This window comes from Streptomyces sp. NBC_00376 (genome assembly GCF_036077095.1).
In the GTDB taxonomy this organism is placed as follows: Bacteria; Actinomycetota; Actinomycetes; order Streptomycetales; family Streptomycetaceae; genus Streptomyces.
In genome coordinates this window covers 4,486,132-4,507,580 of sequence record NZ_CP107960.1, presented here as the reverse complement: position 1 = coordinate 4,507,580, position 21,449 = coordinate 4,486,132, and the positions used below count along the sequence as shown (strand labels likewise).

Sequence of the window (21,449 nt, the reverse complement as noted above, 5' to 3'; positions counted from 1 at the left end):
ACTCCGGCTGGAAGTGTCACATTCCGTGGACCGCGGGCACGGTACCGAGGCGGCCGGCCTGGAAGTCCTCGAAGGCCTGCTTCAGTTCGGCCTGGCTGTTCATCACGAACGGCCCGTAGTGCGCCATCGGCTCACGGATCGGACGGCCGCCGAGCAGCACGACCTCCAGGTCCGGGGCGTTGCCGTCCTGCTTCTCGTCCGCGCGGACGGTCAGCGAGGAACCGGTGCCGAAGACCGCGGTCTGCCCCATGTGGACGGGGCGGCGCTCCGCACCGACGGTGCCGCGGCCGGCCAGCACGTAGGCGAGTCCGTTGAAGTCCTCGCGCCACGGCAGGGTCACCTCGGCGCCGGGGCGCACGGTGGCGTGGATCATCGTGATCGGGGTGTGCGTGATGCCGGGGCCCTCGTGCCCGTCGAGCTCACCGGCGATGACGCGGAGCAGCGCGCCGCCGTCCGGGGAGGCGAGGAGCTGGACCTGGCCGCCGCGGATGTCCTGGTAGCGGGGGTTCATCATCTTGTCGGCCTTGGGCAGGTTCACCCAGAGCTGGAGGCCGTGGAAGAGGCCGCCCGACATCACCAGGGACTCCGGCGGGGCCTCGATGTGCAGCAGCCCGGAGCCGGCGGTCATCCACTGGGTGTCGCCGTTCTGGATGGTGCCGCCGCCACCGTTGGAGTCCTGGTGGACGAAGGTTCCGTCGATCAGGTACGTGACGGTCTCGAAGCCGCGGTGCGGGTGCCAGGGGGTGCCCTTCGGCTCGCCGGCCGCGTACTCCACCTCGCCCATCTGGTCCATCATGATGAACGGGTCGAGGTGCTTGTAGTTGATCCCGGCGAACGCGCGGCGAACCGGGAAGCCCTCGCCCTCGAATCCGCTCGGCGCCGTGGTGACGGCGAGCACGGGACGGGGCGTCGCATCGCCGGAAGCGGCGACCTTGGGCAGGGCCAGCGGGTTTTCAACAGTCACTGCGGGCATGGGAGCCACCTCCGGGATCGTCGTGCCTTCAATTTAGTTGAATGGTGAACATCTCGCAAGGCGCACTTCATTCCCCAGCCGTCCGGAGCAACGCAAAAGGCCCGCACCGAGCGGTGCGGGCCCCTTGCGAAGGATGCGGTCTCAGCCGTACATGCGGCGCATCGCGAAGTCGACCATCTGCTCCACGGCCTTCGCGTCGAAGACCATGCGGTGCTCACCCTCCATGTCGAGGACGAAGCCGTAGCCGGTCGGCAGCAGGTCGATCACCTCGGCGCCGGTGATCACGAAGTACTTGGACTCCTTGCCCGCGTAGCGCCGCAACTCCTTGAGCGTGGTGAACATCGGGATCACCGGCTGCTGGGTGTTGTGCAGCGCCAGGAAGCCGGGGTTGTCGCCGCGCGGGCAGTAGACCTTCGACGTCGCGAAGATCTGCTGGAAGTCCTCGGCGGACAGCGAGCCGGTGGTGAAGGCCCGTACCGCGTCACCCAGGGACGGCGGCGAGGGCTCGGGATACAGCGGCTGCTCGCCGTAGCCGCCGCCCATCTGCTGCTGTGCACCCGGGTTCTGGTCGTAGCCGTACATGCCGCAAAGAGTAATCGGACACATCGGGGCCTTGAGGGGTTGCGTCTTATTACTGACGGGTAGCATCATCGTAGAGGTCAGCTGATATACGCACCGCCACCTCGTCGCCCGCCCGGCCGACACCCCGTCCCGGGGCATTGCGCGCCACTGCTATTGATTACGGAGCCTTCCATGGGGCACTACAAGTCGAATCTCCGCGACATCGAGTTCAACCTCTTCGAGGTGCTCGGGCGCGACAAGACGTACGGCACCGGCCCGTTCGCCGAGATGGACGTCGAGACGGCGAAGAGCATCCTCGACGAGGTCAACCGCCTCGCGGAGAACGAGCTGGCCGACTCCTTCGCCGACGCCGACCGCAACCCGCCGGTCTTCGACCCGGAGACCAACACCGCACCGGTCCCGGCGACCTTCAAGAAGTCGTACCAGGCGTTCATGGACTCCGAGTACTGGCGCCTGGGCCTGCCCGAGGAGATCGGCGGCACCACCTCGCCGCGCTCCCTGATCTGGGGCTACGCGGAGCTGCTGCTCGGCGCGAACCCGGCCGTGTGGATGTACTCCTCCGGCCCGGCGTTCGCCGGCATCCTCTTCGACGAGGGCAACGAGGCGCAGAAGAAGATCGCCGAGATCGCCGTCGAGAAGCAGTGGGGCTCGACGATGGTGCTGACCGAGCCGGACGCGGGCTCCGACGTCGGCGCGGGCCGCACGAAGGCCGTCGAGCAGGAGGACGGCTCCTGGCACATCGAGGGCGTGAAGCGCTTCATCACCTCGGGCGAGCACGACATGTCCGAGAACATCATCCACTACGTGCTGGCCCGCCCCGAGGGCGCCGGCCCCGGCACGAAGGGCCTCTCGCTCTTCATGGTCCCGAAGTTCCACTTCGACTGGACCACCGGCGAGCTGGGCGAGCGCAACGGCGTGTACGCGACCAACGTCGAGCACAAGATGGGTCTCAAGGCGTCCAACACCTGCGAGATGACCTTCGGCGACCAGCACCCCGCCAAGGGCTGGCTGATCGGCGACAGGCACGACGGCATCCGGCAGATGTTCCGCATCATCGAGTTCGCCCGCATGATGGTCGGCACGAAGGCCATCGCCACCCTGTCGACCGGCTACCTGAACGCGCTGGAGTACGCCAAGGAGCGCGTCCAGGGCACGGACCTGTCGCAGTTCATGGACAAGACCGCCCCCAAGGTCACCATCACGCACCACCCCGACGTGCGCCGCTCCCTCATGACCCAGAAGGCATACGCGGAGGGCATGCGCTCCCTGGTGCTGTACACCGCCGCCGTCCAGGACTCGATCCAGGAGAAGGAGGCCGCGGGCGAGGAGGCCAAGGCGCTGCACGGCCTCAACGACCTGCTGCTCCCGATCGTGAAGGGCTACGGCTCCGAGAAGTCCTACGAGCAGCTGGCGCAGTCGCTCCAGACCTTCGGCGGCTCCGGGTACCTCCAGGAGTACCCGATCGAGCAGTACATCCGTGACGCCAAGATCGACACGCTGTACGAGGGCACCACGGCGATCCAGGGCCAGGACTTCTTCTTCCGGAAGATCGTCCGCGACCAGGGTGCCTCGCTGAACGCCCTCTCCGAGGAGATCAAGAAGTTCCTCGCCGGTGCCCAGGGCAACGAGGAGCTGTCCGGTGCGCTGGACTCGCTCGCCAAGGCGGCCGTGGACCTGGAGGCGATCGTCGGCACGATGATCACCGACCTCACCGCGACCGGCGAGGACGTCAAGAACATCTACAAGGTGGGCCTCAACACCACCCGCCTGCTGATGGCCTCCGGCGACGTCGTCGTCGGCTACCTGCTCCTCAAGGGCGCGGCCGTCGCGGCGGAGAAGCTGCCGACCGCCAACGCGAAGGACGTCGCCTTCTACCAGGGCAAGATCGCCGCCGCGAAGTTCTTCGCCGCGAACGTCCTGCCGGGCGTCTCGGCCGAGCGCGCGCTCGCCGAGTCCGTCGACAACTCGCTGATGGAGCTGGACGAGGCCGCGTTCTAGCCCCTCCTGTTTCAGGATCGCCAACACGCACCGTCACCCGGACACGCTTTCGGGTGGCGGTGCTGTCGTATCGGCTACGGCAGCGACCTGACCGCCATCGACCGTCTGTGGACCTGGCCCGACCCCACCGCACCGGCCCTCTCTAAGATCGGACGTCAGGTAGCCGGAGGGGGCGGGTTCATCATGGGCGGCAAGGGTTTCGTGGGTACGCGACGGGGTCGGGGGCTCCTGGCGGTCGGGGCGGCGGCACTGCTGCTCGCGGGGTGCGGGGGCGGGGGCGGTGACGCCGAGGCGGCCGCGCTCGGCAAGAAGCAGGCCACCTCGGTGCTGCCGAACGCGAAGGCCGTGCCGGGCTGGCGGATGTACATGAAGCCGGACGCCCAGGAGCCGGTCCCCGAGTACCCGCCGTCGACCTGCGTGGCCAGGACGAAGGAGCAGCGGAAGACCGCCTGCGACCCGGTCACGTTCTGGGGCGCCTCGGCCTTCTCCCGCAAGTCGGACAAGACCACGCTCAATTTCTGGGTCCTCGCCTACAAGGACGAGAAGACCGCGGACGCCGCGTACGACGTCCTGGCCGAGTGGTACGGCGGGGACCGGGTCGGCCAGAACGCCGAGAAGGTGGAGATCGGCGATCCGGGCGCCGAGCACGTGGCCAACCGGGCCGCGGTCGGCACCATGGCCGGACCGGGCACGATCACGCAGATCCGGGTGGGCACGACCGTCCTCGGCATCAGCACCGGCACCACGGGCAAGGCGGCGGTTCCCGACAAGGAGGTCGAGGCGTTCGCGGCCATGTTCGCCGAGCGGGCGCAGCAGGCCCAGAACGGCGAGAAGCCCTCGGCCGCGATCCTGGGCAGCTGAGCGGATTCCCCCGCGCGACGGGGGTGAGGCCGTCCGGCCCGCTCTCGTTACAGTGAGGAACATGAGTTCCTCCCTCCGCTTCGACCGCGGGCACACCGACGACCTGATGGCCTTCCTGATGGCCTCCCCCTCCCAGTACCACGCCGTGGCCACCGCGGCCGGCCGGCTGGAGAAGGCCGGGTTCCGGCAGGTCGAGGAGACCGCGGCCTGGGACGGGACCAGCGGGGGGAAGTACGTCCTGCGCGGCGGCGCGATCGTGGCCTGGTACGTGCCGGAGGGCGCCTCGGCGCACACCCCGTTCCGGATCGTCGGGGCGCACACCGACTCACCGAACCTGCGGGTCAAGCCGCGGCCCGACACCGGGGCGTACGGCTGGCGGCAGGTCGCCGTGGAGGTCTACGGCGGAACGCTCCTGAACACCTGGCTCGACCGGGACCTCGGCCTCGCGGGCCGGATCTCGCTGCGCGACGGCACGCACCGGCTGGTGAACATCGACCGGCCGCTGCTGCGCGTACCGCAGCTGGCCGTGCACCTGGACCGTTCGGCCAACCCCGACGGTCTCAAGCTCGACCGGCAGAAGCACATGCAGCCGATCTGGGGACTCGGGGACGTCGAGGAGGGCGACCTGATCCGGTTCGTCGCCGAGGAGGCGGGCGTCGACGCCGAGGACGTGACCGGCTGGGACCTGATGCCGCACGCCGTCGAGCCGCCCGCCTACCTGGGCCGGGACCGCGAGCTGCTGGCCGGGCCCAGGATGGACAACCTGCTCTCCGTGCACGCGGCGACCGCCGCGCTCGGTGCCGTCGCCGGGCAGCCGGACGAGGAGCTTGCGTACATCCCGGTCATGGCCGCCTTCGACCACGAGGAGAACGGCTCGCAGTCCGACACCGGCGCCGACGGACCGCTGCTCGGCACGGTCCTGGAGCGTTCGGTCTTCGCGCGCGGCGGTACGTACGAGGACCGCGCCCGTGCCTTCGCCGGGACCGTCTGCCTCTCCTCCGACACCGGTCACGCGATCCACCCCAACTACGCCGAGCGCCACGACCCGACCCACCACCCGGTGGTCAACGGCGGACCGATCCTCAAGGTCAACGTCAACATGCGGTACGCGACCGACGGCAGCGGCCGGGCCGTGTTCGCGGAGGCGTGCCGGAAGGCGGACGTGCCGTGGCAGACGTTCGTCTCCAACAACTCGATGCCGTGCGGCACCACGATCGGCCCGATCACCGCCGCCCGGCACGGCATCCAGACCGTGGACATCGGCGTCGCGATCCTTTCGATGCACAGCGCCCGTGAGCTGTGCGGGGCGGACGACCCGTACCTGCTGGCCAACGCTCTGACGTCGTTCCTGGCGGGCTGAGCCCGGCCACCGCGAGGCCGTCGACGGGCCCGTGCGCAGGACGCTCCGGCCCGTCGGCCCGCCGTCGCGCAGCGCCCGTCGTGGGCGCACCCCGCCGATCGGGCACGACCCGTCGTCGGCTCCTGGGCACCCCCGATACCCTGGGACTTTTCCGTGCCCGACCCCGGGCGCATCCTGCCCGGAAGGGAAGCCCCCAGTGGAGTTCCGGCTGCTCGGCACCGTCTCCGTCGACACGTTCACCGGGCCGCTGCCGCTCGGTCCCGCCAAGCGCCGCAGCCTGCTCGCCGCGCTGCTGCTGTCCGCCAACACCCCCGTCTCCATCGCGCGGCTGACGGACTCCCTGTGGGACGACACACCTCCGCTGCACGCCCGCAGCGTCATCCAGGGACATGTGTCCCGGCTGCGCGCCCTCCTGGTGGGTGCGGACGCGGAGGCGTACGGGGTGGAGCTGGTCACTCTCGGCGACGCCTATGTGCTGCGGCTGCCGGAGACCCTGCTGGACTCGCAGCGGTTCGAGGAACTGCTGACGCTGGCGCGGGGTCAGCGCAGCCCCGCCGACATGGTGCTGATGCTCAAGGAGGCGCTGTCCCTGTGGCAGGGCCCGGCGCTCAGCGGCGCGTTCGCCGGGCGGCCGCTCCAGGCCGCCGCGCACTCGCTGGAGGAGTCCCGGCTGGCGACGGTCGAGCAGCTGGCGCACGCCTACGCGGCGCTGGGGGAGCACAACCGGGCAGCGGCGGTGCTCCGGGCGGAGGCCGTCGCGCACCCGATGCGGGAGTCGCTGGCGGCGGCCCTGATGGCGGCGCTGTACCGGGCGGGGCGTCAGTCGGAGGCGCTGGACTGGTTCCACCGCACGCGGCGGCTGCTCGCCGACGAGCTGGGGATCGATCCGGGACACGAACTCGCCGACGCGTACGCGCTGATCCTGCGCGGCGACCCCGGGCCGGACGCCGGCCGCGAAGGCGGACGGAACGCGCCCGACCGGCAGGGGACGGCGGCACGCGGTCCGGTCCGGGCGGGCGGCAGCGGTGACGGCGGCGGCCCCGGCAGCGGTGCCGGTCCCATGCCCGCGGCCCGTCCGGCGGCGGACCGGCGGACCGGACCGGACGGCGGGGCCGCGGCCGAACCGGCCGCCCGGTCGGACGAGTCGCCCGGCGGAACGGGCGGCGGTACGGGCAGCGCCCCCAGCCCCGTGCCGCCCCGGCCGCTCCCCGTGCCGTCCCTCGCGAGCGGGCCGCACCCCACCGATCTGCTGCCCCGCGCACCCCGCGGCTTCCAGGGGCGGACCGCCGAACTTGCCGCGCTGACCCGGGCCGCGGCGGGCGAGGCGCCCGTCTGCCTGGTCACCGGACCGGCCGGGGTGGGCAAGACCGCGCTGGCCCTCCACTGGGCGCACCGCAACCCGGCCGCCTTCCCGGACGGGCGGCTCTTCGCCGATCTGCGCGGGTTCAGCGACACCGGTGAGCCCGCGCTCATCGAAGTGCTGCGCGAGTTCCTGCTGGCGCTCGGCGTGGCACCGCGCCGCGTCCCGGAGTCCGTCGCGGCCGCCGCCGCGCTCTTCCGTTCGCTGACCGACCGGCGCCGGCTGCTCGTCGTACTCGACAACGCCCGTCACTCCGCCACCGTCCGGCCGCTGCTGCCGGGCGGCACCGACTGCGTCACGCTGGTCACCAGCCGCCACCGGCTGGAGGGCCTCATCGCCTCGGACGCGGCCCGCCCCGTACCGCTCGACGTGCTCGAACCGCCGGACGGCACGGCCCTGCTGGCCGGTGTGCTCGGTGAGGACCGGGTGCTCGCGGAGCCGGTCGCGGCCCGTCGGCTCGCCGAACTCTGCGGCGGGCTGCCGCTCGCGCTGCGGGTGACCGCGGCCCGGCTGGCCGGGCGTCCGTCGTGGACGCTGGCCGGTCTCGCCGACGAACTGGCCGACGAGCGCAGCCGGCTGACGTTCCTCGACGTGGACGACACCGGTGTCTCGGCCGCGCTGCGGCTGACCGTGCAGCAGCTGCCGCAGGACGCCGTGCACCAGCTCGCCCGGCTCGGCCACCACCCCGGCAGCCACTTCGACCCGTACACGGCGGCCGCGCTGGCCGGCACCGACCCGGTCGTCGCCACGGCGGCGCTGGAACGGCTCGCCGCCGCCCATCTCGTCACCGAGACGGCGCCCGGACGCTGGGTGCTGCACGACCTGATACGCCTCTACGCCCGCGGCATGGACCCCGAGGGCGGGGCCGAGGCGTTCATCGGGGTCCTCGACCACTACATCGCCACCGCGCTGGCCGCCGCCGACACGGCCGAGCCCGGCGGCGAGCCCTGCTTCGTCCTGCCGGAGGACTACCACCGCCCGGCCGCCGTACGGGACTTCGTCGACCGGGCGGCGGCGATGCACTGGCTGGCGGCCGAGCGCGACGATCTGGCGCTGGCCGCCGTCGCGGCCAGGACCGCCGGGTTCCACGACCGGGCGTGGCGGATCATCCTGCTCCAGTGGCCCCAGATGGTGTGGCGGGTGCGGGACAGCTGGTCCCCGCTGCTGGAACTGGCGCTGGACTCCGCCCGCGCCCACGACGACGCGTACGCCGAGTCGCGGGTGCTCAACCTGCTGGGCTGGGTGCTGACCGAGGAGGGCCGGAGCACCGAGGCCGTCGCCCTGCTGGAGCGCTCGCCGATACTGGCCCGGCAGGCCGGCGACCGGCTCGGCGAGGCGACCGCGCTGATCAATCTCGCCGTCGTCCAGGCCGAGCAGGGGGAGCTCGACACGGCGCTGGAGGGCTGCGGACGGGCCGTCGAGCTGGCCCGTGAGGAAGGGGACGCGCACACCGAGATGCTGGCGCTCCAGCACCTCGCGCGGATGCAGCTCACCGCGAACCGGCCGCACGAGGCCCTCGAATCCGTCCGGACCGCGCTCGACCTGGGGCCCGAGCACGAGGAGGTCGCCCGCAGGGTGCTGCTGCTGACCACCAGCGGCGAGGCCCGGCTGGCGCTCGGCGAGGAGAGCGAAGGGATCCGGCTGCTGGACCTGGCGGCCGGCGAGGCGGAACACGCCGGCTACGACGAGGGCGCGGTGCGGGCCCTCCAGGCACTGCTGCGGGTGACGGCGGAGCCGGAGTACCTCAAGCGGTACGAGCAGGCGGTACGACGGCTCACCGACGACGGGTGAGCCGCTCCGGGCCCGGTTTCACCGCCGGGCCCGACAGCCTCTCAGCCCTGCTCGTCCATTCCCGCCAGCACCAGCGGCAGCCGGGCCGTTCCCGTGGCGCTCACCCGGACGGGGACGCCCCAGTCCTGCTGGTGGACGTGGCAGGCCGGGTACTCGTTCGCGGGGTCGTCGTCGCAGGACGCCGCCATCGCCGACACGTGCAGGACGCCCTCGGTGACGTCGTCGGCCAGGACCAGGTCGCGGAACAGATCCGTGCCCGGCCCCGCGCCCTGTGCCAGCAGCTCGGGCGGGGTCGCCGAGACCAGCAGCCGGGTCGAGGGACCGTACCGGGTGTCCAGCTTCTGCCCGGCAGGCGCCTGGAAGACCACATCGAGCCGGAGCGTGCCCGGGGCGATGTCGGTGGCCGCCCGCTGCGTGCGGTGCGCCTGGTCGGCGACGCGCACGGCCTCCTCGGGCAGCCGAAGCCGGGTCAGCCGGTGCCGGGCGGACTCGACGACCACGAGATCGCCGTCGACCAGCACGGCGTCGCTGGGCTCGCGCAGATCCGTGGCCAGGGTGGTGACCTCGCCGCTCGCGGGGTCGTAGCGCCGCAGCGCGTGGTTGTACGTGTCGCAGACGGCGACGGACCCGTCGGGCAGCGCGGTCACCCCCAGCGGGTGCTGGAGCAGGGCCTGTCCGGCGGCGCCGTCGCGGTGCCCGAAGTCGAAGAGCCCGGTGCCGACGGCCGTACGGACGGCGAAGCCGTCCCCGTCGCGCTCGACGTACCGCAGGGCGGACGTCTCCGAGTCGGCGACCCAGAGCCGCTCGCCGTCGGCGGAGGCGGCCAGCCCGGACGGCTGGGCGAACCAGGCCTCGCCGGCCGGTCCGTCGACCAGGCCCTCGTTGGTGGTGCCCGCCGCGACCTGGACGGTCCGCGTCGCGGAGTCGTACGTCCACAGCTGGTGCACGCCCGCCATGGCGATCCACAGCCGGTCCGCGAACCAGGCGACGTCCCAGGGGGAGGAGAGGTCGACCTCCCGGGCCGGTCCCGAGGTCGGCGAGCCCTGCCACCACTGGCGGCCGGTCCCGGCGAGCGTCGTCGTCTCCCCGGTGGCGAGGTCGAGGGCGCGGATGGCGTGGTTGACCGTGTCGGCGACGGCGATCCGGCCGTCCGGCAGCACGGCGAGCCCCTGCGGCTCGGAGAACCGGGCCTCGTCCGGCCCTCCGTCGAGGAACCCCCTGCCCCCTGTACCGACGTGACGGCGAACCGTTTCACTGTCACGTTCGATCTCGACCAGGCGGTGGCGGGTGGTGTCGGAGACGAGGAAGCCGCCGTCGGGCAGGAGCAGCGCCTTGCCGGGGAAGCGCAGATGCGTGGCGACCGGTTCGGGCGCGACGTAGGGGCCGTCGCCGCGGCGCAGCGTGCCCTTCGCCCCGTGCTCGGCCTCCAACTCCTCGACCAGCTTCGCGATGGCGTGCGCATGGCCCTCACCGGCGTGCTGGGCGACGACATAGCCCTCGGGGTCGATGACGACCAGCGTGGGCCAGGCCCGTACGGCGTACTGCTTCCAGGTCGCCAGTTCCGGATCGTCGAGGACCGGGTGGTGGACCTCGTACCGCTCGACGGCGTCGACGACCGCCTGGTGCTCGGCCTCGTGGACGAACTTCGGCGAGTGCACCCCGATGATGACCAGGGTGTCGCGGTGCTTCTCCTCCAGCTCGCGCAGCTCATCGAGGACATGCAGACAGTTCACACAGCAGAAGGTCCAGAAATCCAGGATCACAATGCGTCCTCGCAGGTCAGCGAGGGTGTACTGCTGGTCGCCTGTATTGAGCCAGCCACCCTTGCCGACCAGCTCGGGGGCCCTGACGCGCGCACGTGTTGCCATGTGAACAGTCAACATCACCGTGGCGTCCACACATTCCTCAGGTACTCGGGGAACCTGTGAGCCATGAGATTCCTGGTGCGTGAACGGCTCTTCGCCGTCGGTGACGACTACTGGATCGAGGACGCGGACGGCCGCAAGGTGTTCCTCGTCGACGGCAAGGCCATGCGGGTGCGGGACACCTTCGAGCTGAAGGACGCGCAGGGCCGGATCCTGGTCGAGATCCGGCAGAAGCTGCTCAGCCTGCGCGACACGATGCTCATCGAGCGGGACGGCGAGCAGCTCGCCAGGATCAAGCGCAAGCGGCTGTCGCTGCTGCGCAACCACTACCGGGTCACACTGGTCGACGGCACCGAACTCGACGTCAGCGGCAAGATCCTGGACCGCGAGTTCGCCATCGACTACGACGGGGAGCTGCTGGCCCAGATCTCCCGGCGTTGGCTGACCGTCCGGGACACCTACGGTATCGACGTCGTACGGGAGGACGCCGACGCGGCGCTGCTCATCGCCGTATCGGTCTGCGTCATCGTGCTCGCGGAGAAGGAGCACGAGGGCTGAGGACCCACGAGGCCGAGCGCTGTTTCACGTGAAACAGCGCTCGCCGCGCCCTAGGAGGGCGCGTTCAGCCCCAGACGACGGTCCTTGAGGGCCGGGAACTGCTCTCGGGTCTCCGCCACCCTCGCCGGGTCGAACTCCACGTCGAGCACCTCCTCGGCCGCACCCGCCTCCGCGAGCACCTCGCCCCACGGGTCGACGACGATGCTGTGCCCGGCCTGCTCGACGCCGGCATGGGTGCCCGCGGTGGCGACGGCCAGGACGTACGACTGGTTCTCGACCGCGCGGGCCTGGGCCAGCAGCGTCCAGTGGGCGCGGCGCCGCTCGGGCCAGCCCGCCGCGACGATCAGCGTCTGGGCACCCGCGTCGACCAGGCCGCGGAACATCTCCGGGAAGCGCAGGTCGTAACAGGTGGCGAGGCCGAGGGTGGTCTGCGGCAGGGCGACCGTGACCAGTTCCTCGCCGGCGCCCATCATGACCGCCTCGCCCTTGTCGAAGCCGAAGCGGTGGATCTTGCGGTACGCGGCGGCCCGCTCGCCCTCGGGCGTGAAGACGAGCGAGGTGTTGTAGAGGGTGCCGTCGGCGGCGCGCTCGACGAAGGAGCCCGCGTGCAGCCAGACCCCGGCGTCGGCGGCGGCCTTCGCCATGATGTCGTGGGTGGGCCCCTGAAGCGGTTCGGCCTCGTCCTCGAAGGCGGTGTACGCGAAGGCGCCGACCGGCCAGAGCTCGGGAAGGACCACCAGATCCGCCCCGCGTCGGCCCGCGACCAGCGAAGCCGCGCGTTGCCTGCGGGAATCGACGGATTCGTCCGGGTCTACTGCGATCTGGATGAGGGAGGCGCGCACACTACCACCGTCCTGGCATTAGAGCCGTCAACACGGGCCTACGATCGTCACACGAAAGCACTGCCGGGGTGCCTGCTCGCAGCGTAACTTAGCGATCGAACCTCCCACGCAGACCGCCGCCCGCAGACCGCCGCCCGCGCCCGCCGCCCAGCTTCTCCAGCCCATGCACCGCAGAACCGCACGAGGGGTCCCGTGACCGTCCATCCCAGCCTCCAGACCTACGCCGATGCCTGGACCCACTCCATCGAGTCGATAGCCGAGCTGGTGAAGCCGCTCGCCGAGGGAGAGTGGAACCGCCGTACGCCGTGCCCCGCCTGGTCGGTGCGTGACATCGTCTCGCACGTCATCGGCATGGAGTGCGAGCAGCTCGGCGACCCGCGCCCGATCCACTCCCTGCCCCGCGACCTCTACCACGTACAGAGCGACTTCGCCCGCTACATGGAGATGCAGGTCGATGTGCGGCGGCACCACACCGCGCCGGAGATGACCTCCGAGCTGGAGTACACGATCATCCGCCGGGCGCGTCAGCTGCGCAACGAGACACGTGACCCCGAGACCATGGTCCGCGCGCCGCTCGGCGCCGAGCAGACCCTCGAACTGGCGCTGCGGATGCGCGTCTTCGACGTCTGGGTGCACGAGCAGGACCTGCGCGCGACGCTCGGCCGGCCCGGCAATCTGGACTCCCCCGGCGCGAGCGTCGTCCGGGACACGCTGCTGGAGGCGCTGCCGAAGGTGGTCGCGAAGGACGCGGGAGCGCCGGCGAATTCGGCGGTCGTGCTCGATGTGCACGGGCCGCTGGAGTTCCTGCGCACCGTCAGGGTCGACGCGGAGGGCCGGGGTTCGGTGGACGGTTCGCCGTCGCTCGGGCCCGTGGTGACGCTGGCGATGGACTGGGAGACGTACTACCGCCTCGCCTGCGGGCGGGTGCGCGCGGCCGCGGTCGCCGAGCAGATCAAGGTCGAGGGCGACCAGGAGTTGGCGACGGCGATCCTGCAGAACTTCGCCGTGACGCCGTGACCGCGTGACGCCATGACCGGCGGCGCCCGTCGCAGGTGAGGACGGGCGCGCCGCCGGTCCGGCGCGGTCAGCGGTCACACGGGGACGTGCACGGCCTCCACCCGACTGACCACGTGGTGGTCCCGCTCGCGGTGCGTGGCCCTGGAGTACAGCCGCAGGATCTGTACGACGCCGAGCGCCTCCAGCACGAAGACCGAGGCGAACGCGATCCGGTAGTTGTCGCCGGTGGCGTCCAGCAGCACACCGACGGCGAACAGCGTGGTCATCGAGGCGATGAAGCCACCCATGTTGACGATGCCCGAGGCGGTGCCCTGGCGCTCCGGCGGGTTGGCCGGGCGGGCGAAGTCGAAGCCGATCATCGAGGCCGGACCGCACGCACCGAGCACCACGCACAGCACGATCAGCAGCCACATCGGGGCGTGGTCGCCCGGGTAGAAGATGGCCGACGCCCAGAGCAGCGCCGTCATCGCGACCGTGCCGAGGGCCAGCGGGGCGCGGGCCGCGTGGTGGCGGGCGATGATCTGCCCGTAGACCATCCCGAACGCCATGTTGGAGAGCACCACCAGGGTGAGCAGCTCACCGGCGGTGGACCGGCTGAGCCCCTGCGCCTCCACCAGGAACGGCAGCCCCCACAGGAGCAGGAACACCATGGCCGGGAACTGCGTGGTGAAGTGCACCCACATACCGAGCCGGGTGCCGGGCTCCCTCCAGGAGGCGGCGATCTGCTTGCGCACATAGGCGGCGCCCGCGTGCTCCACGGGCGGCGGCTCATGGCCCTCGGGGTGGTCCTTCAGGAACAGCAGCAGCAGGACGAGGACGACGACCCCGGCGACGGAGCTGCCGACGAACGTGGTCGTCCAGCCGAATCCGTGCAGGGCCCGCGCGATGAAGAGCGTCGAGACGAGGTTGCCCGCCATCCCGAAGAGCGCGGCGACCTGACCGATCAGCGGACCGCGCCGGGCCGGGAACCAGCGGGCGCCGAGCCGCAGCACGCTGATGAACGTCATCGCGTCGCCGCAGCCGAGCAGCGCCCGGGACGCCAGCGCCATGCCGTACGAGGGGGAGAGCGCGAAGCCGAGCTGTCCGAGGGTGAACAGGACGGCCCCGAGGGTGAGGACCTTCTTGGTGCCGAGCCGGTCGACCATCAGGCCGACGGGTATCTGCATGCCCGCGTAGATGAGCAGCTGAAGGATGGAGAACGTGGAGAGCGCGGAGGCGTTGACGTCGAACCGGTCGGCGGCGTCGAGCCCGGCGACGCCCAGGCTGGTACGGAAGATGATGGCGACGAAGTAGACGGCGACACCGATGCCCCAGACCCACGCGGCACGCCGGCCGCCGGGTGGATCGCCGGGCAGGGACAGGGTGGGAGCGGCGGCAGAACTCACCGGTCCTCACCCCTGACCAGCACCTTGACCCGGCCGACATGGCGCCGCACGACCTGCGCGGCACCGTCCGCGTCCCCGGCCCTGATCGCCTCCAGCAGCTCACCGTGCTCGGTGATGTTGGCGGCGATCCTCCCCGGGTGCGCCTCCATCACGGCGACGCCCATCCGCAACTGCCGGTCGCGCAGCTGGTCGTAGAGGCGCGAGAGGATTTCGTTTCCCGCGTTGCGCACGATCTCGGCGTGAAAGCAGCGGTCCTTCACGGACACCGCCGCCAGGTCCCCGGCCTCGGCCAGCTGCCGCTGCTCCTCCAGGAGTTCTTCGAGCCGGCCGATCAGCTGCGCGGAGGCGGGCACGGCCTTGCGGGCCGCGAACTCCTCGACCAGCAGCCGGGTCTCCACCACATCGGCGATCTCCTGCGCGGAGACGGCGAGCACGAGGGCGCCCTTCTTCGGATACAGCTTGATCAGCCCCTCGACCTCCAGCCGCAGCAGCGCCTCGCGCACAGGCGTACGGGAGACCCCGACGGCCTCTGCGAGATCGCCTTCGGTCAGGAGCGTGCCGCCCTCGTAACGGCGGTCCAGGACCGCCTCCTTGATGTGGGCGTACACGCGCTCGGCGGCGGGCGGCTGCTTCACAGCCGACTTCGCAGCGGACTTCACGGACGACTTCGCGACAGGCTTCACGGCTGGGGGTGCGGCAGGCATGCACACAGCATAGATACAAGATGTGTGCATGGGAAACGAGTCCGCGATACGGACGGACGCTCACCGGCACCACCCCGCCCCCACCCCCTGGCCGGAATCACCCGTAGCCCCGAAATTGCCCCAGGAATCAGTACATCCATCCCCCGCTCTCATTAGTCTCACCACCGAGCGGCACCTTCATGTGGCCGCATTCCAGGGGCATTTGGAGCATTCACGTTGAAAATCGGCATTAAGGGCATAAGACGCGCCACCGCCACTGCCACCGTGGCGCTGACGGCAGGCGCCGTCATCGCGGGCAGCGCGTTCGCCTCCACCGCGCAGGCCGCCACGCTGCCCAACCCCAAGATCACCGCCGCGGGCGGTTACACGATGAACAACGGCACGGCGAAGTCCCTGTTCGCCAAGGCCGCGGACACGCGCCGTTCCACCGGCTCCACCACCAAGATCATGACGGCCAAGGTGGTGCTGTCGCAGAAGAACCTGAACCTGGATTCCAAGGTCACGATCCAGAAGGCGTACAGCGACTACATCGTCTCCAAGGGCGCCTCCTCGGCCCGCCTCATCGTGGGCGACAAGGTCACCGTCCGCCAGCTGCTGTACGGCCTGATGCTGCCGTCCGGCTGCGACGCCGCCTACGCGCTGGCCGACAAGTTCGGCTCCGGCACCACCCGCGCGGCCCGCGTGAAGTCGTTCGTCGGCAAGATGAACGCCCAGGCCAAGGCCCTCGGGTTGAAGAACACCCACTTCGACTCGTTCGACGGCATAGGGAACGGCTCCAACTACTCGACGCCGCGCGACCTGACCAAGCTCGCCAGCAGCGCCATGAAGAGCTCCACCTTCCGCACCGTCGTCAAGACCAAGTCGACCAAGCAGAAGGTCACCACGAAGTCCGGCGGCTACCGGTACATGTCGTGGTCCAACACCAACACCATGCTCAGCAGCTACAGCGGCGCCATCGGCATCAAGACCGGCTCCGGCCCGACGGCCAAGTACTGCCTGGTCTTCGCCGCGACCCGCGGCAGCAAGACGATCGTCGGCACGGTGCTCGCCTCCACCAACGCGACCAACCGCTCGGCGGACATGAAGAAGATCATGGACTACTCCTTCAAGAAGTAGCCCGCCAGGCAAGCACGCAAAGAGGGGGCCCGCGCCATGCGGCCCCCTCTCGCCGTACCGGAGGGTGCTCAGTCGAGACAGAACTCGTTGCCCTCGACGTCCTGCATGTTGATGCACGACTCGTTGTCCTCGTCGGCATACAGCACCTGCGTGCACACCGCGCCGAGCGCCACCAGCCGATCGCGTTCGGCCTCCAGCACGGCCAGCCGCTCCGCACCCACGAGCCCGGTACCGGCCCGCACGTCGACGTGCACCCGGTTCTTGGCGACCTTCCCTTCGGGAACGCGCTGGAAGTACAGGCGCGGGCCCTCGCCCGTGGGATCGGAGCAGGCGAACCACGCACCCCGCTCCTCGGGCGGCAGTGAGCCGTTGTAGGCGTCCCAGGAGTCGAACCCCTCCGGCGGCGGAGGTGCGACGTACCCCAGCACCTCGCACCAGAAACGGGCGACACGCTCGGGGTCCGCACAGTCGAAAGTGATCTGGATCTTCCTCACCGATGCCATTCGGCCACCCTAACAGCGGTCCTACGCACGCCAGTTCCCCTTTTTTGAGCCCGGGATTCCAAGCGCCGTTCCAGACGCTGACGGCGTCTCCCCGCTCAGCGAAGACCGCGCTTCTCGCGTTCGGCTTCGATCAGCTCCTCCATGAGTTTCTCCGGGTTCACCGTGTACTCGGTGTCAGCGAGGGCGCCGTAGTCCCGGGTGCTCAGCGGCAGGCCGAGCTCGGCGAGTTCGGCGGCCAGTTGCGTGAACGCGATTCGCTCGTCGGGCTCGTCCTGGTAGCTTGCCCGCTCGGCGGCGACCCCCTCGGTCAGGGTGCGGCCGACCAGGCCCCAGAAGGTGAACTCGGTGTCCAGCTCCATGAGGTGCCAGGCACGATCCGTGGGTTCGTCGGGGTGCAGCCAGTAGCCGATCCACCCCTTTCCGCCCTTCGCCACGAGCTTGACGTACTTGGCCATCTCCGCGGCTGCGGCGTTGACGGCCTGCATCTCCGGGTCCGCGAGTTCCTTTTCGCTCAGATAACTGGTGTCCAGGAGCGGGTGGACCTCTCCCGCCTCGAAGAAGTCGAGGTCGAGAAGGTGAGTGAAGTCGGTGCGGCCTTCCCACTGCGCCACCAGCAGCACGCGCAGATCGTCGGGTATCGGACGGCCGTCCAGCCGCTCCCGGGAAAACCCTGCGAGCCGTTCGTCGTACATGCGCCCTCTCCAGAGGTCGAAGCGAGATCCTCGCGTCAACGTAACAACGGTGTCTGACAAGAGGCTGGACCCAGGGCGAGAGAGGGGCCGCCGTACCGCGCTGATGAGGTTCTGGGGCGATCCCGCGGCCGGCCTTGACCTCAAGTCCGCTTGAGATCCCAGAGTGATCTGCATGAACACCGAAACCGCAGACATCAAAGCCATCGAACAGGTCGTCGCCACCGTCGAACGCGCTCAGCGTGCCAAGGACGTCGAGGGCTTCCTCGCACTCTTCCACCCCGACGCACTCTGGACGACCGGCCACGGCAAGGTCCTGATCGGCTTCGACGCGATCGCCGAGTTCACCCGCACCGTGCTGCCCGCGGCCAACTGGGAGGGTGAGATCACCTACGAGGCAGTGCACACGCAATTCCTGCGGCCCGACGTGGCGGCCGTCAAGGTCCGGCAGGTCTACCACTCACCGGAGGGCGAAACGGAAGGCGCTCCGCTCTACGTCATGACGAAGCAGGATGACGGAAGGTGGCTGCTGCACGCCTGCCAGAACACGGCAGTGTGGGTGGAATAGACAGCTCGAAGTCACGGACGGCGACGGCGCGGGGGATATTGCAGGCACCCTCCTCGCCCTCGCCGTTCCACCGCCGCGCCTACGGTTGCCGACGCAGGCCCGCCGTGAAGCTGTCCCACGCGGCGGGAGCGAGGACGAGAAGCGGGCCGTCGGGCCGCTTGGAGTCGCGGACGGCGACGGTACGAGCGATGTTGCGGGCCACTTCGACACACTCCTGGCCCGCGTTGCCGCCGCTGTAGCTGGACTTGACGAACTCGTACCCGGGCACGCGGTTCACAGCTCCCTGAGGATGGTGTTGATGAGTCTGACCGAGGTGTGCTGCGCAAGCCCCAGACGCGAGATGCGGTCGAAAAGGCTGCTGTGGCGCTCGGCATCAGTATCGCTCTCCAGCCAGAGAGTGGTCGAGGTCGTATCCATGTGAACCACATCGAGCGCCCCCGGTTCAGCGAAGGACACGATGGTGAAGGCGCTTGTCATGCCGGGGTGAGCACCGGCGATGTACGGCATCACCTGAAGCTTCACGTTCGGCTGCCGCGCCACGTCCAGCAGCCTGCCGAGCTGTTCCCTCATCACCTCGCGTCCGCCCACCAGCTGACGCAGGGCGCCTTCGTGCACCACCACCCGCAGCTCAAGCGGGCGGTCGCCACTCAACCGCGCCTGCCGCGCCATCCTGGACTCGACGAAGGGTTCGATCTCGTCGGGGTCCTCCCAGGACCCGTTTCCCACGGCGAGCGCTCTGGCGTAGTCCGGGGTCTGCAACAGTCCAGGCACGATGGCGACTTGCCAGGTGCGAAGACTGGTGGCAATGTCCTCCAGCGCCACGTACTCGGCCATGGACTGGAGTCCCGGGTACTGATTCCACCAACCACTTGCCTTGCGACGTTCGCGGTCGGTCTTGGCGAGTGCCAGCAACCTGTCGATGAAATCGGCGTCGACCTCGCCGTACAGGTGGCACAGGGCCCTGATGTCGGGATCCCGTATCGGTACGAGGCCCCGCTCGATCTTCGCGACCTTGGCCACCGATGCCGTCAGCGCCTCCGCAGCGTGCGATTGCCGCAGGGAGCGCCCCTCGCGCATGCGCAGCAACTCCCCGCCGAGACGGCGCCCGAGCACAGTCGAAACCGTCCGGCCCCGATCAGGGCTGTTACCTGCCACGTCGCATCCCTCCGCCGAGTCGCCCAAGTCTCGGACTCATTCTCCTCGAACACCAACTAGGGCAGAGAACTTTCTGCCCAAACTTATTGCTGCACACGCGATCACACCGCTACCGTCGGTGCTCCACCGCTCGCACAGCGGAGCCGAATCCGGCGGAAGTGCACCGCCCTGCCCGCAGGCGCGACATCGCCACCGCCACCTCACCGAGAGGTACGCGCCCATGACCGCAGCTCAAGAGGTTCCGACACCCGAACCCGTCCTCCGCGAGGACCGGCTCGACTTCGCCCCCACCGCTCGCAGCGTCTCCTTCTCCCGGCGCCGTACCGCGCGTCTCGTACGAGAGTGGGGGTATCCGGGGCTGGCCGGCGACGCGGCCTTGCTGGTCAGCGAGTTGGCGACCAACGCGTTACTGCACGGCGCCATCCGGGGGCGGCTCTTCCGCGTGCACCTCACGCTCAGCGCGGCCACGCTGCGCATCGCGGTCAGTGACCCGCGAGGCGAACGGCTGCCCGGGCTGCGCGAGGCCGCGGACGACGAGTGCTACGGGCGGGGGCTCCTGATCGTCGCGGGGATCGCGGACCACTGGGGCGTCGAGCCGCGCACCGTCGGGAAGACCGTGTTCGCCGAACTCGCCCTGCGGCGGAAGCCGGACATGCCGATGGGCCCGCGCGAAGCCGTTCGCGCGGGCCCATCTCGTACAGCTACGCCCAGGTGATCAGGCGCTTCGGCTGTTCCAGGATCGCGGCGACGTCCGCCAGGACCTTGGAGCCGAGCTCGCCGTCGACCAGGCGGTGGTCGAACGACAGGGCCAACGTGGTGACCTGACGGGGCTTCACCTTGCCCTTGTGGACCCACGGCTGGAGCTTGATCGCACCGACCGCGAGGATCGCGGACTCGCCCGGGTTCAGGATCGGCGTGCCCGTGTCGACGCCGAAGACGCCGACGTTGGTGATGGTCACCGTGCCGCCCGCCATCGCGGCCGGGGACGTCTTGCCCTCGCGGGCCGTGGAGACCAGCTCGCCCAGGGACGCGGCCAGTTGCGGGAGCGTCTGCTCGTGCGCGTCCTTGATGTTCGGGACGATCAGTCCGCGCGGGGTCGCGGCGGCGATGCCCAGGTTGACGTAGTGCTTCTGCACGATCTCCTGGTTCGCCTCGTCCCAGGCGGCGTTGACCTCCGGGTTCCGCTTGATCGCGACCAGGAGCGCCTTGGCGATGATCAGGAGCGGGTTGACCCGCACCCCCGCCATCTCCTTGTCCTCCTTGAGCTCCGCCACCAGCTTCATCGTGCGCGTCACGTCGACGGTGACGAACTCGGTGACGTGCGGAGCCGTGAACGCGCTGCCGACCATCGCCTGGGCGATGGCCTTCCGTACGCCCTTGACCGGGATGCGGGTCTCGCGGGCGCCCACCGTGGTGACCACGGCCGGAGCCGGGGCCTCGGGAACGGGGAGGGCCTCCGCGGCGACGGGCGCGGTGGCCTGTGCCGGTACGGGCTTGGCCGCCGCGTGCACGTCCTCGCGGGTGATGATGCCGCCCTCGCCGGTCGGGACGACCGTCGCCAGGTCGATGCCCAGGTCCTTGGCCAGCTTGCGGACCGGCGGCTTGGCCAGCGGCCGGCTCTCCGGGACGACGGTGGCGTGGCCGTTCATCTCGCTCTGGATCGCCGTCGCGGCAGCCGACGCGGCAGCGGCCGTGCCCTTGCGGGCCCGTCGCTTGGTCGAGCTCTCGGAGACGCCGTAGCCGACCAGGACCGGCTGGCGGCCCTTCGGAGCCTCGGGCTCCGGTTCGGGCTGAGCAACCGGGGCAGGTTCGGCCGCCGGGGCCGGGGTCGCGTCACCGCTGCCCGGGGCCACGTCCACCGCGATGATCACCTGGCCGACGTCGACCGTCGTGCCCTCGGGGAAGCGCAGCTCGTGCACCACGCCGTCGAACGGGATCGGCAGCTCCACGGCCGCCTTCGCCGTCTCGACCTCGCAGACGACCTGGCCGTCGGTGACGGTGTCGCCGGGCTGGACGTACCACTTGAGGATCTCGGCCTCGGTCAGTCCCTCGCCCACGTCGGGCATCTTGAACTCACGGAAGCGAGCAGCGTTGGAAGTGTCGGTCATCGTTGTCACGTCCC

20 protein-coding genes are annotated in these 21,449 nt (G+C 70.3%); 9 read left to right on the top strand and 11 right to left on the bottom strand.

What is annotated here, in order from left to right; translation table 11 throughout:
• Window positions 1–16: 16 nt before the first annotated feature.
• Together OG842_RS20355 and OG842_RS20350 are read right to left on the bottom strand one after the other, a co-directional pair.
• Window positions 17–973 carry a pirin family protein gene (locus OG842_RS20355; protein ID WP_266731452.1) on the bottom strand — a complete coding sequence of 319 codons (957 nt, stop codon included), beginning with the start codon at window positions 971–973 and terminating at the stop codon, window positions 17–19.
• A 141-nt stretch (window positions 974–1,114) separates the two neighbouring features.
• Window positions 1,115–1,555: an SseB family protein gene (locus tag OG842_RS20350; RefSeq protein WP_148836880.1), complete on the bottom strand. Its 441-nt coding sequence runs from the start codon at window positions 1,553–1,555 to the stop codon at window positions 1,115–1,117.
• Between the two features lie 171 nt (window positions 1,556–1,726).
• Here OG842_RS20350 and OG842_RS20345 point away from each other — a divergent pair, with 171 nt between their 5' ends.
• The 4 genes from OG842_RS20345 to OG842_RS20330 all read left to right on the top strand — a co-directional run bounded on the left by OG842_RS20345 (window position 1,727) and on the right by OG842_RS20330 (window position 8,925).
• Window positions 1,727–3,553, top strand: a complete 1,827-nt coding sequence (locus OG842_RS20345; RefSeq protein ID WP_266731448.1) for an acyl-CoA dehydrogenase — start codon at window positions 1,727–1,729, stop codon at window positions 3,551–3,553.
• 183 nt (window positions 3,554–3,736) lie between these two features.
• Complete coding sequence (locus tag OG842_RS20340) at window positions 3,737–4,414, top strand: hypothetical protein (RefSeq protein WP_266731446.1); 678 nt, start codon at window positions 3,737–3,739, stop codon at window positions 4,412–4,414.
• A 61-nt stretch (window positions 4,415–4,475) separates the two neighbouring features.
• Window positions 4,476–5,774 (top strand): M18 family aminopeptidase, encoded by a 1,299-nt coding sequence (locus OG842_RS20335; protein ID WP_266731444.1) that lies wholly within the window; start codon window positions 4,476–4,478, stop codon window positions 5,772–5,774.
• 196 nt (window positions 5,775–5,970) lie between these two features.
• Complete coding sequence (locus OG842_RS20330; RefSeq protein WP_266731443.1) at window positions 5,971–8,925, top strand: AfsR/SARP family transcriptional regulator; 2,955 nt, start codon at window positions 5,971–5,973, stop codon at window positions 8,923–8,925.
• Window positions 8,926–8,966: 41 nt separating this feature from the next.
• Here OG842_RS20330 and OG842_RS20325 read toward each other — a convergent pair whose 3' ends face one another.
• Window positions 8,967–10,793, bottom strand: a complete 1,827-nt coding sequence (locus OG842_RS20325) for an NHL domain-containing thioredoxin family protein (RefSeq protein WP_266731442.1) — start codon at window positions 10,791–10,793, stop codon at window positions 8,967–8,969.
• Between the two features lie 63 nt (window positions 10,794–10,856).
• Between OG842_RS20325 and OG842_RS20320 the strand changes: the two genes are divergently transcribed.
• Window positions 10,857–11,348 (top strand): LURP-one-related/scramblase family protein, encoded by a 492-nt coding sequence (locus OG842_RS20320; protein WP_266731440.1) that lies wholly within the window; start codon window positions 10,857–10,859, stop codon window positions 11,346–11,348.
• 50 nt (window positions 11,349–11,398) lie between these two features.
• On the opposite strand, the gene OG842_RS20315 is transcribed toward OG842_RS20320, so the two are convergent.
• Window positions 11,399–12,190, bottom strand: a complete 792-nt coding sequence (locus OG842_RS20315) for a carbon-nitrogen family hydrolase (RefSeq protein ID WP_266731439.1) — start codon at window positions 12,188–12,190, stop codon at window positions 11,399–11,401.
• 192 nt (window positions 12,191–12,382) lie between these two features.
• On the opposite strand from OG842_RS20315, the gene OG842_RS20310 reads away from it, so the two are divergent.
• Entirely contained in the window at window positions 12,383–13,207 is an 825-nt protein-coding gene (locus OG842_RS20310) for a maleylpyruvate isomerase family mycothiol-dependent enzyme (RefSeq protein WP_266731438.1), read from the top strand.
• 74 nt (window positions 13,208–13,281) lie between these two features.
• Here OG842_RS20310 and OG842_RS20305 read toward each other — a convergent pair whose 3' ends face one another.
• Both OG842_RS20305 and OG842_RS20300 read right to left on the bottom strand, forming a co-directional pair.
• Entirely contained in the window at window positions 13,282–14,592 is a 1,311-nt protein-coding gene (locus OG842_RS20305) for an MFS transporter (RefSeq protein WP_266731436.1), read from the bottom strand.
• Window positions 14,589–15,296, bottom strand: coding sequence for a GntR family transcriptional regulator (locus tag OG842_RS20300; protein ID WP_266731434.1), 708 nt, complete (start codon window positions 15,294–15,296; stop codon window positions 14,589–14,591). Before OG842_RS20300 ends, OG842_RS20305 begins: the two co-directional genes overlap by 4 nt.
• Window positions 15,297–15,512: 216 nt before the next feature.
• Between OG842_RS20300 and OG842_RS20295 the strand changes: the two genes are divergently transcribed.
• Entirely contained in the window at window positions 15,513–16,412 is a 900-nt protein-coding gene (locus OG842_RS20295) for a D-alanyl-D-alanine carboxypeptidase family protein (protein ID WP_266731433.1), read from the top strand.
• A 68-nt stretch (window positions 16,413–16,480) separates the two neighbouring features.
• Here OG842_RS20295 and OG842_RS20290 read toward each other — a convergent pair whose 3' ends face one another.
• Together OG842_RS20290 and OG842_RS20285 are read right to left on the bottom strand one after the other, a co-directional pair.
• Window positions 16,481–16,915 carry a VOC family protein gene (locus OG842_RS20290; protein ID WP_266731432.1) on the bottom strand — a complete coding sequence of 145 codons (435 nt, stop codon included), beginning with the start codon at window positions 16,913–16,915 and terminating at the stop codon, window positions 16,481–16,483.
• Between the two features lie 95 nt (window positions 16,916–17,010).
• Complete coding sequence (locus OG842_RS20285; protein WP_266731431.1) at window positions 17,011–17,607, bottom strand: hypothetical protein; 597 nt, start codon at window positions 17,605–17,607, stop codon at window positions 17,011–17,013.
• A 172-nt stretch (window positions 17,608–17,779) separates the two neighbouring features.
• On the opposite strand from OG842_RS20285, the gene OG842_RS20280 reads away from it, so the two are divergent.
• Window positions 17,780–18,172, top strand: coding sequence for an SgcJ/EcaC family oxidoreductase (locus OG842_RS20280; RefSeq protein ID WP_266731429.1), 393 nt, complete (start codon window positions 17,780–17,782; stop codon window positions 18,170–18,172).
• Between the two features lie 79 nt (window positions 18,173–18,251).
• Here the strand turns inward: OG842_RS20280 and OG842_RS20275 are convergent, their stop codons facing one another.
• Together OG842_RS20275 and OG842_RS20270 are read right to left on the bottom strand one after the other, a co-directional pair.
• Window positions 18,252–18,440 (bottom strand): DUF397 domain-containing protein, encoded by a 189-nt coding sequence (locus OG842_RS20275; RefSeq protein WP_266731427.1) that lies wholly within the window; start codon window positions 18,438–18,440, stop codon window positions 18,252–18,254.
• A gap of 5 nt (window positions 18,441–18,445) precedes the next feature.
• The gene (locus OG842_RS20270; protein ID WP_266731426.1) at window positions 18,446–19,327 is read right to left on the bottom strand and encodes a helix-turn-helix domain-containing protein; all 882 of its coding nucleotides are present in this window, start codon (window positions 19,325–19,327) and stop codon (window positions 18,446–18,448) included.
• Window positions 19,328–19,547: 220 nt separating this feature from the next.
• Between OG842_RS20270 and OG842_RS20265 the strand changes: the two genes are divergently transcribed.
• Complete coding sequence (locus OG842_RS20265) at window positions 19,548–20,042, top strand: ATP-binding protein (protein WP_266731425.1); 495 nt, start codon at window positions 19,548–19,550, stop codon at window positions 20,040–20,042.
• Here OG842_RS20265 and OG842_RS20260 read toward each other — a convergent pair.
• Window positions 20,029–21,444: a dihydrolipoamide acetyltransferase family protein gene (locus OG842_RS20260; RefSeq protein ID WP_266731424.1), complete on the bottom strand. Its 1,416-nt coding sequence runs from the start codon at window positions 21,442–21,444 to the stop codon at window positions 20,029–20,031. The genes OG842_RS20265 and OG842_RS20260 overlap by 14 nt on opposite strands.
• Between the last annotated feature and the right edge of the window lie 5 nt (window positions 21,445–21,449).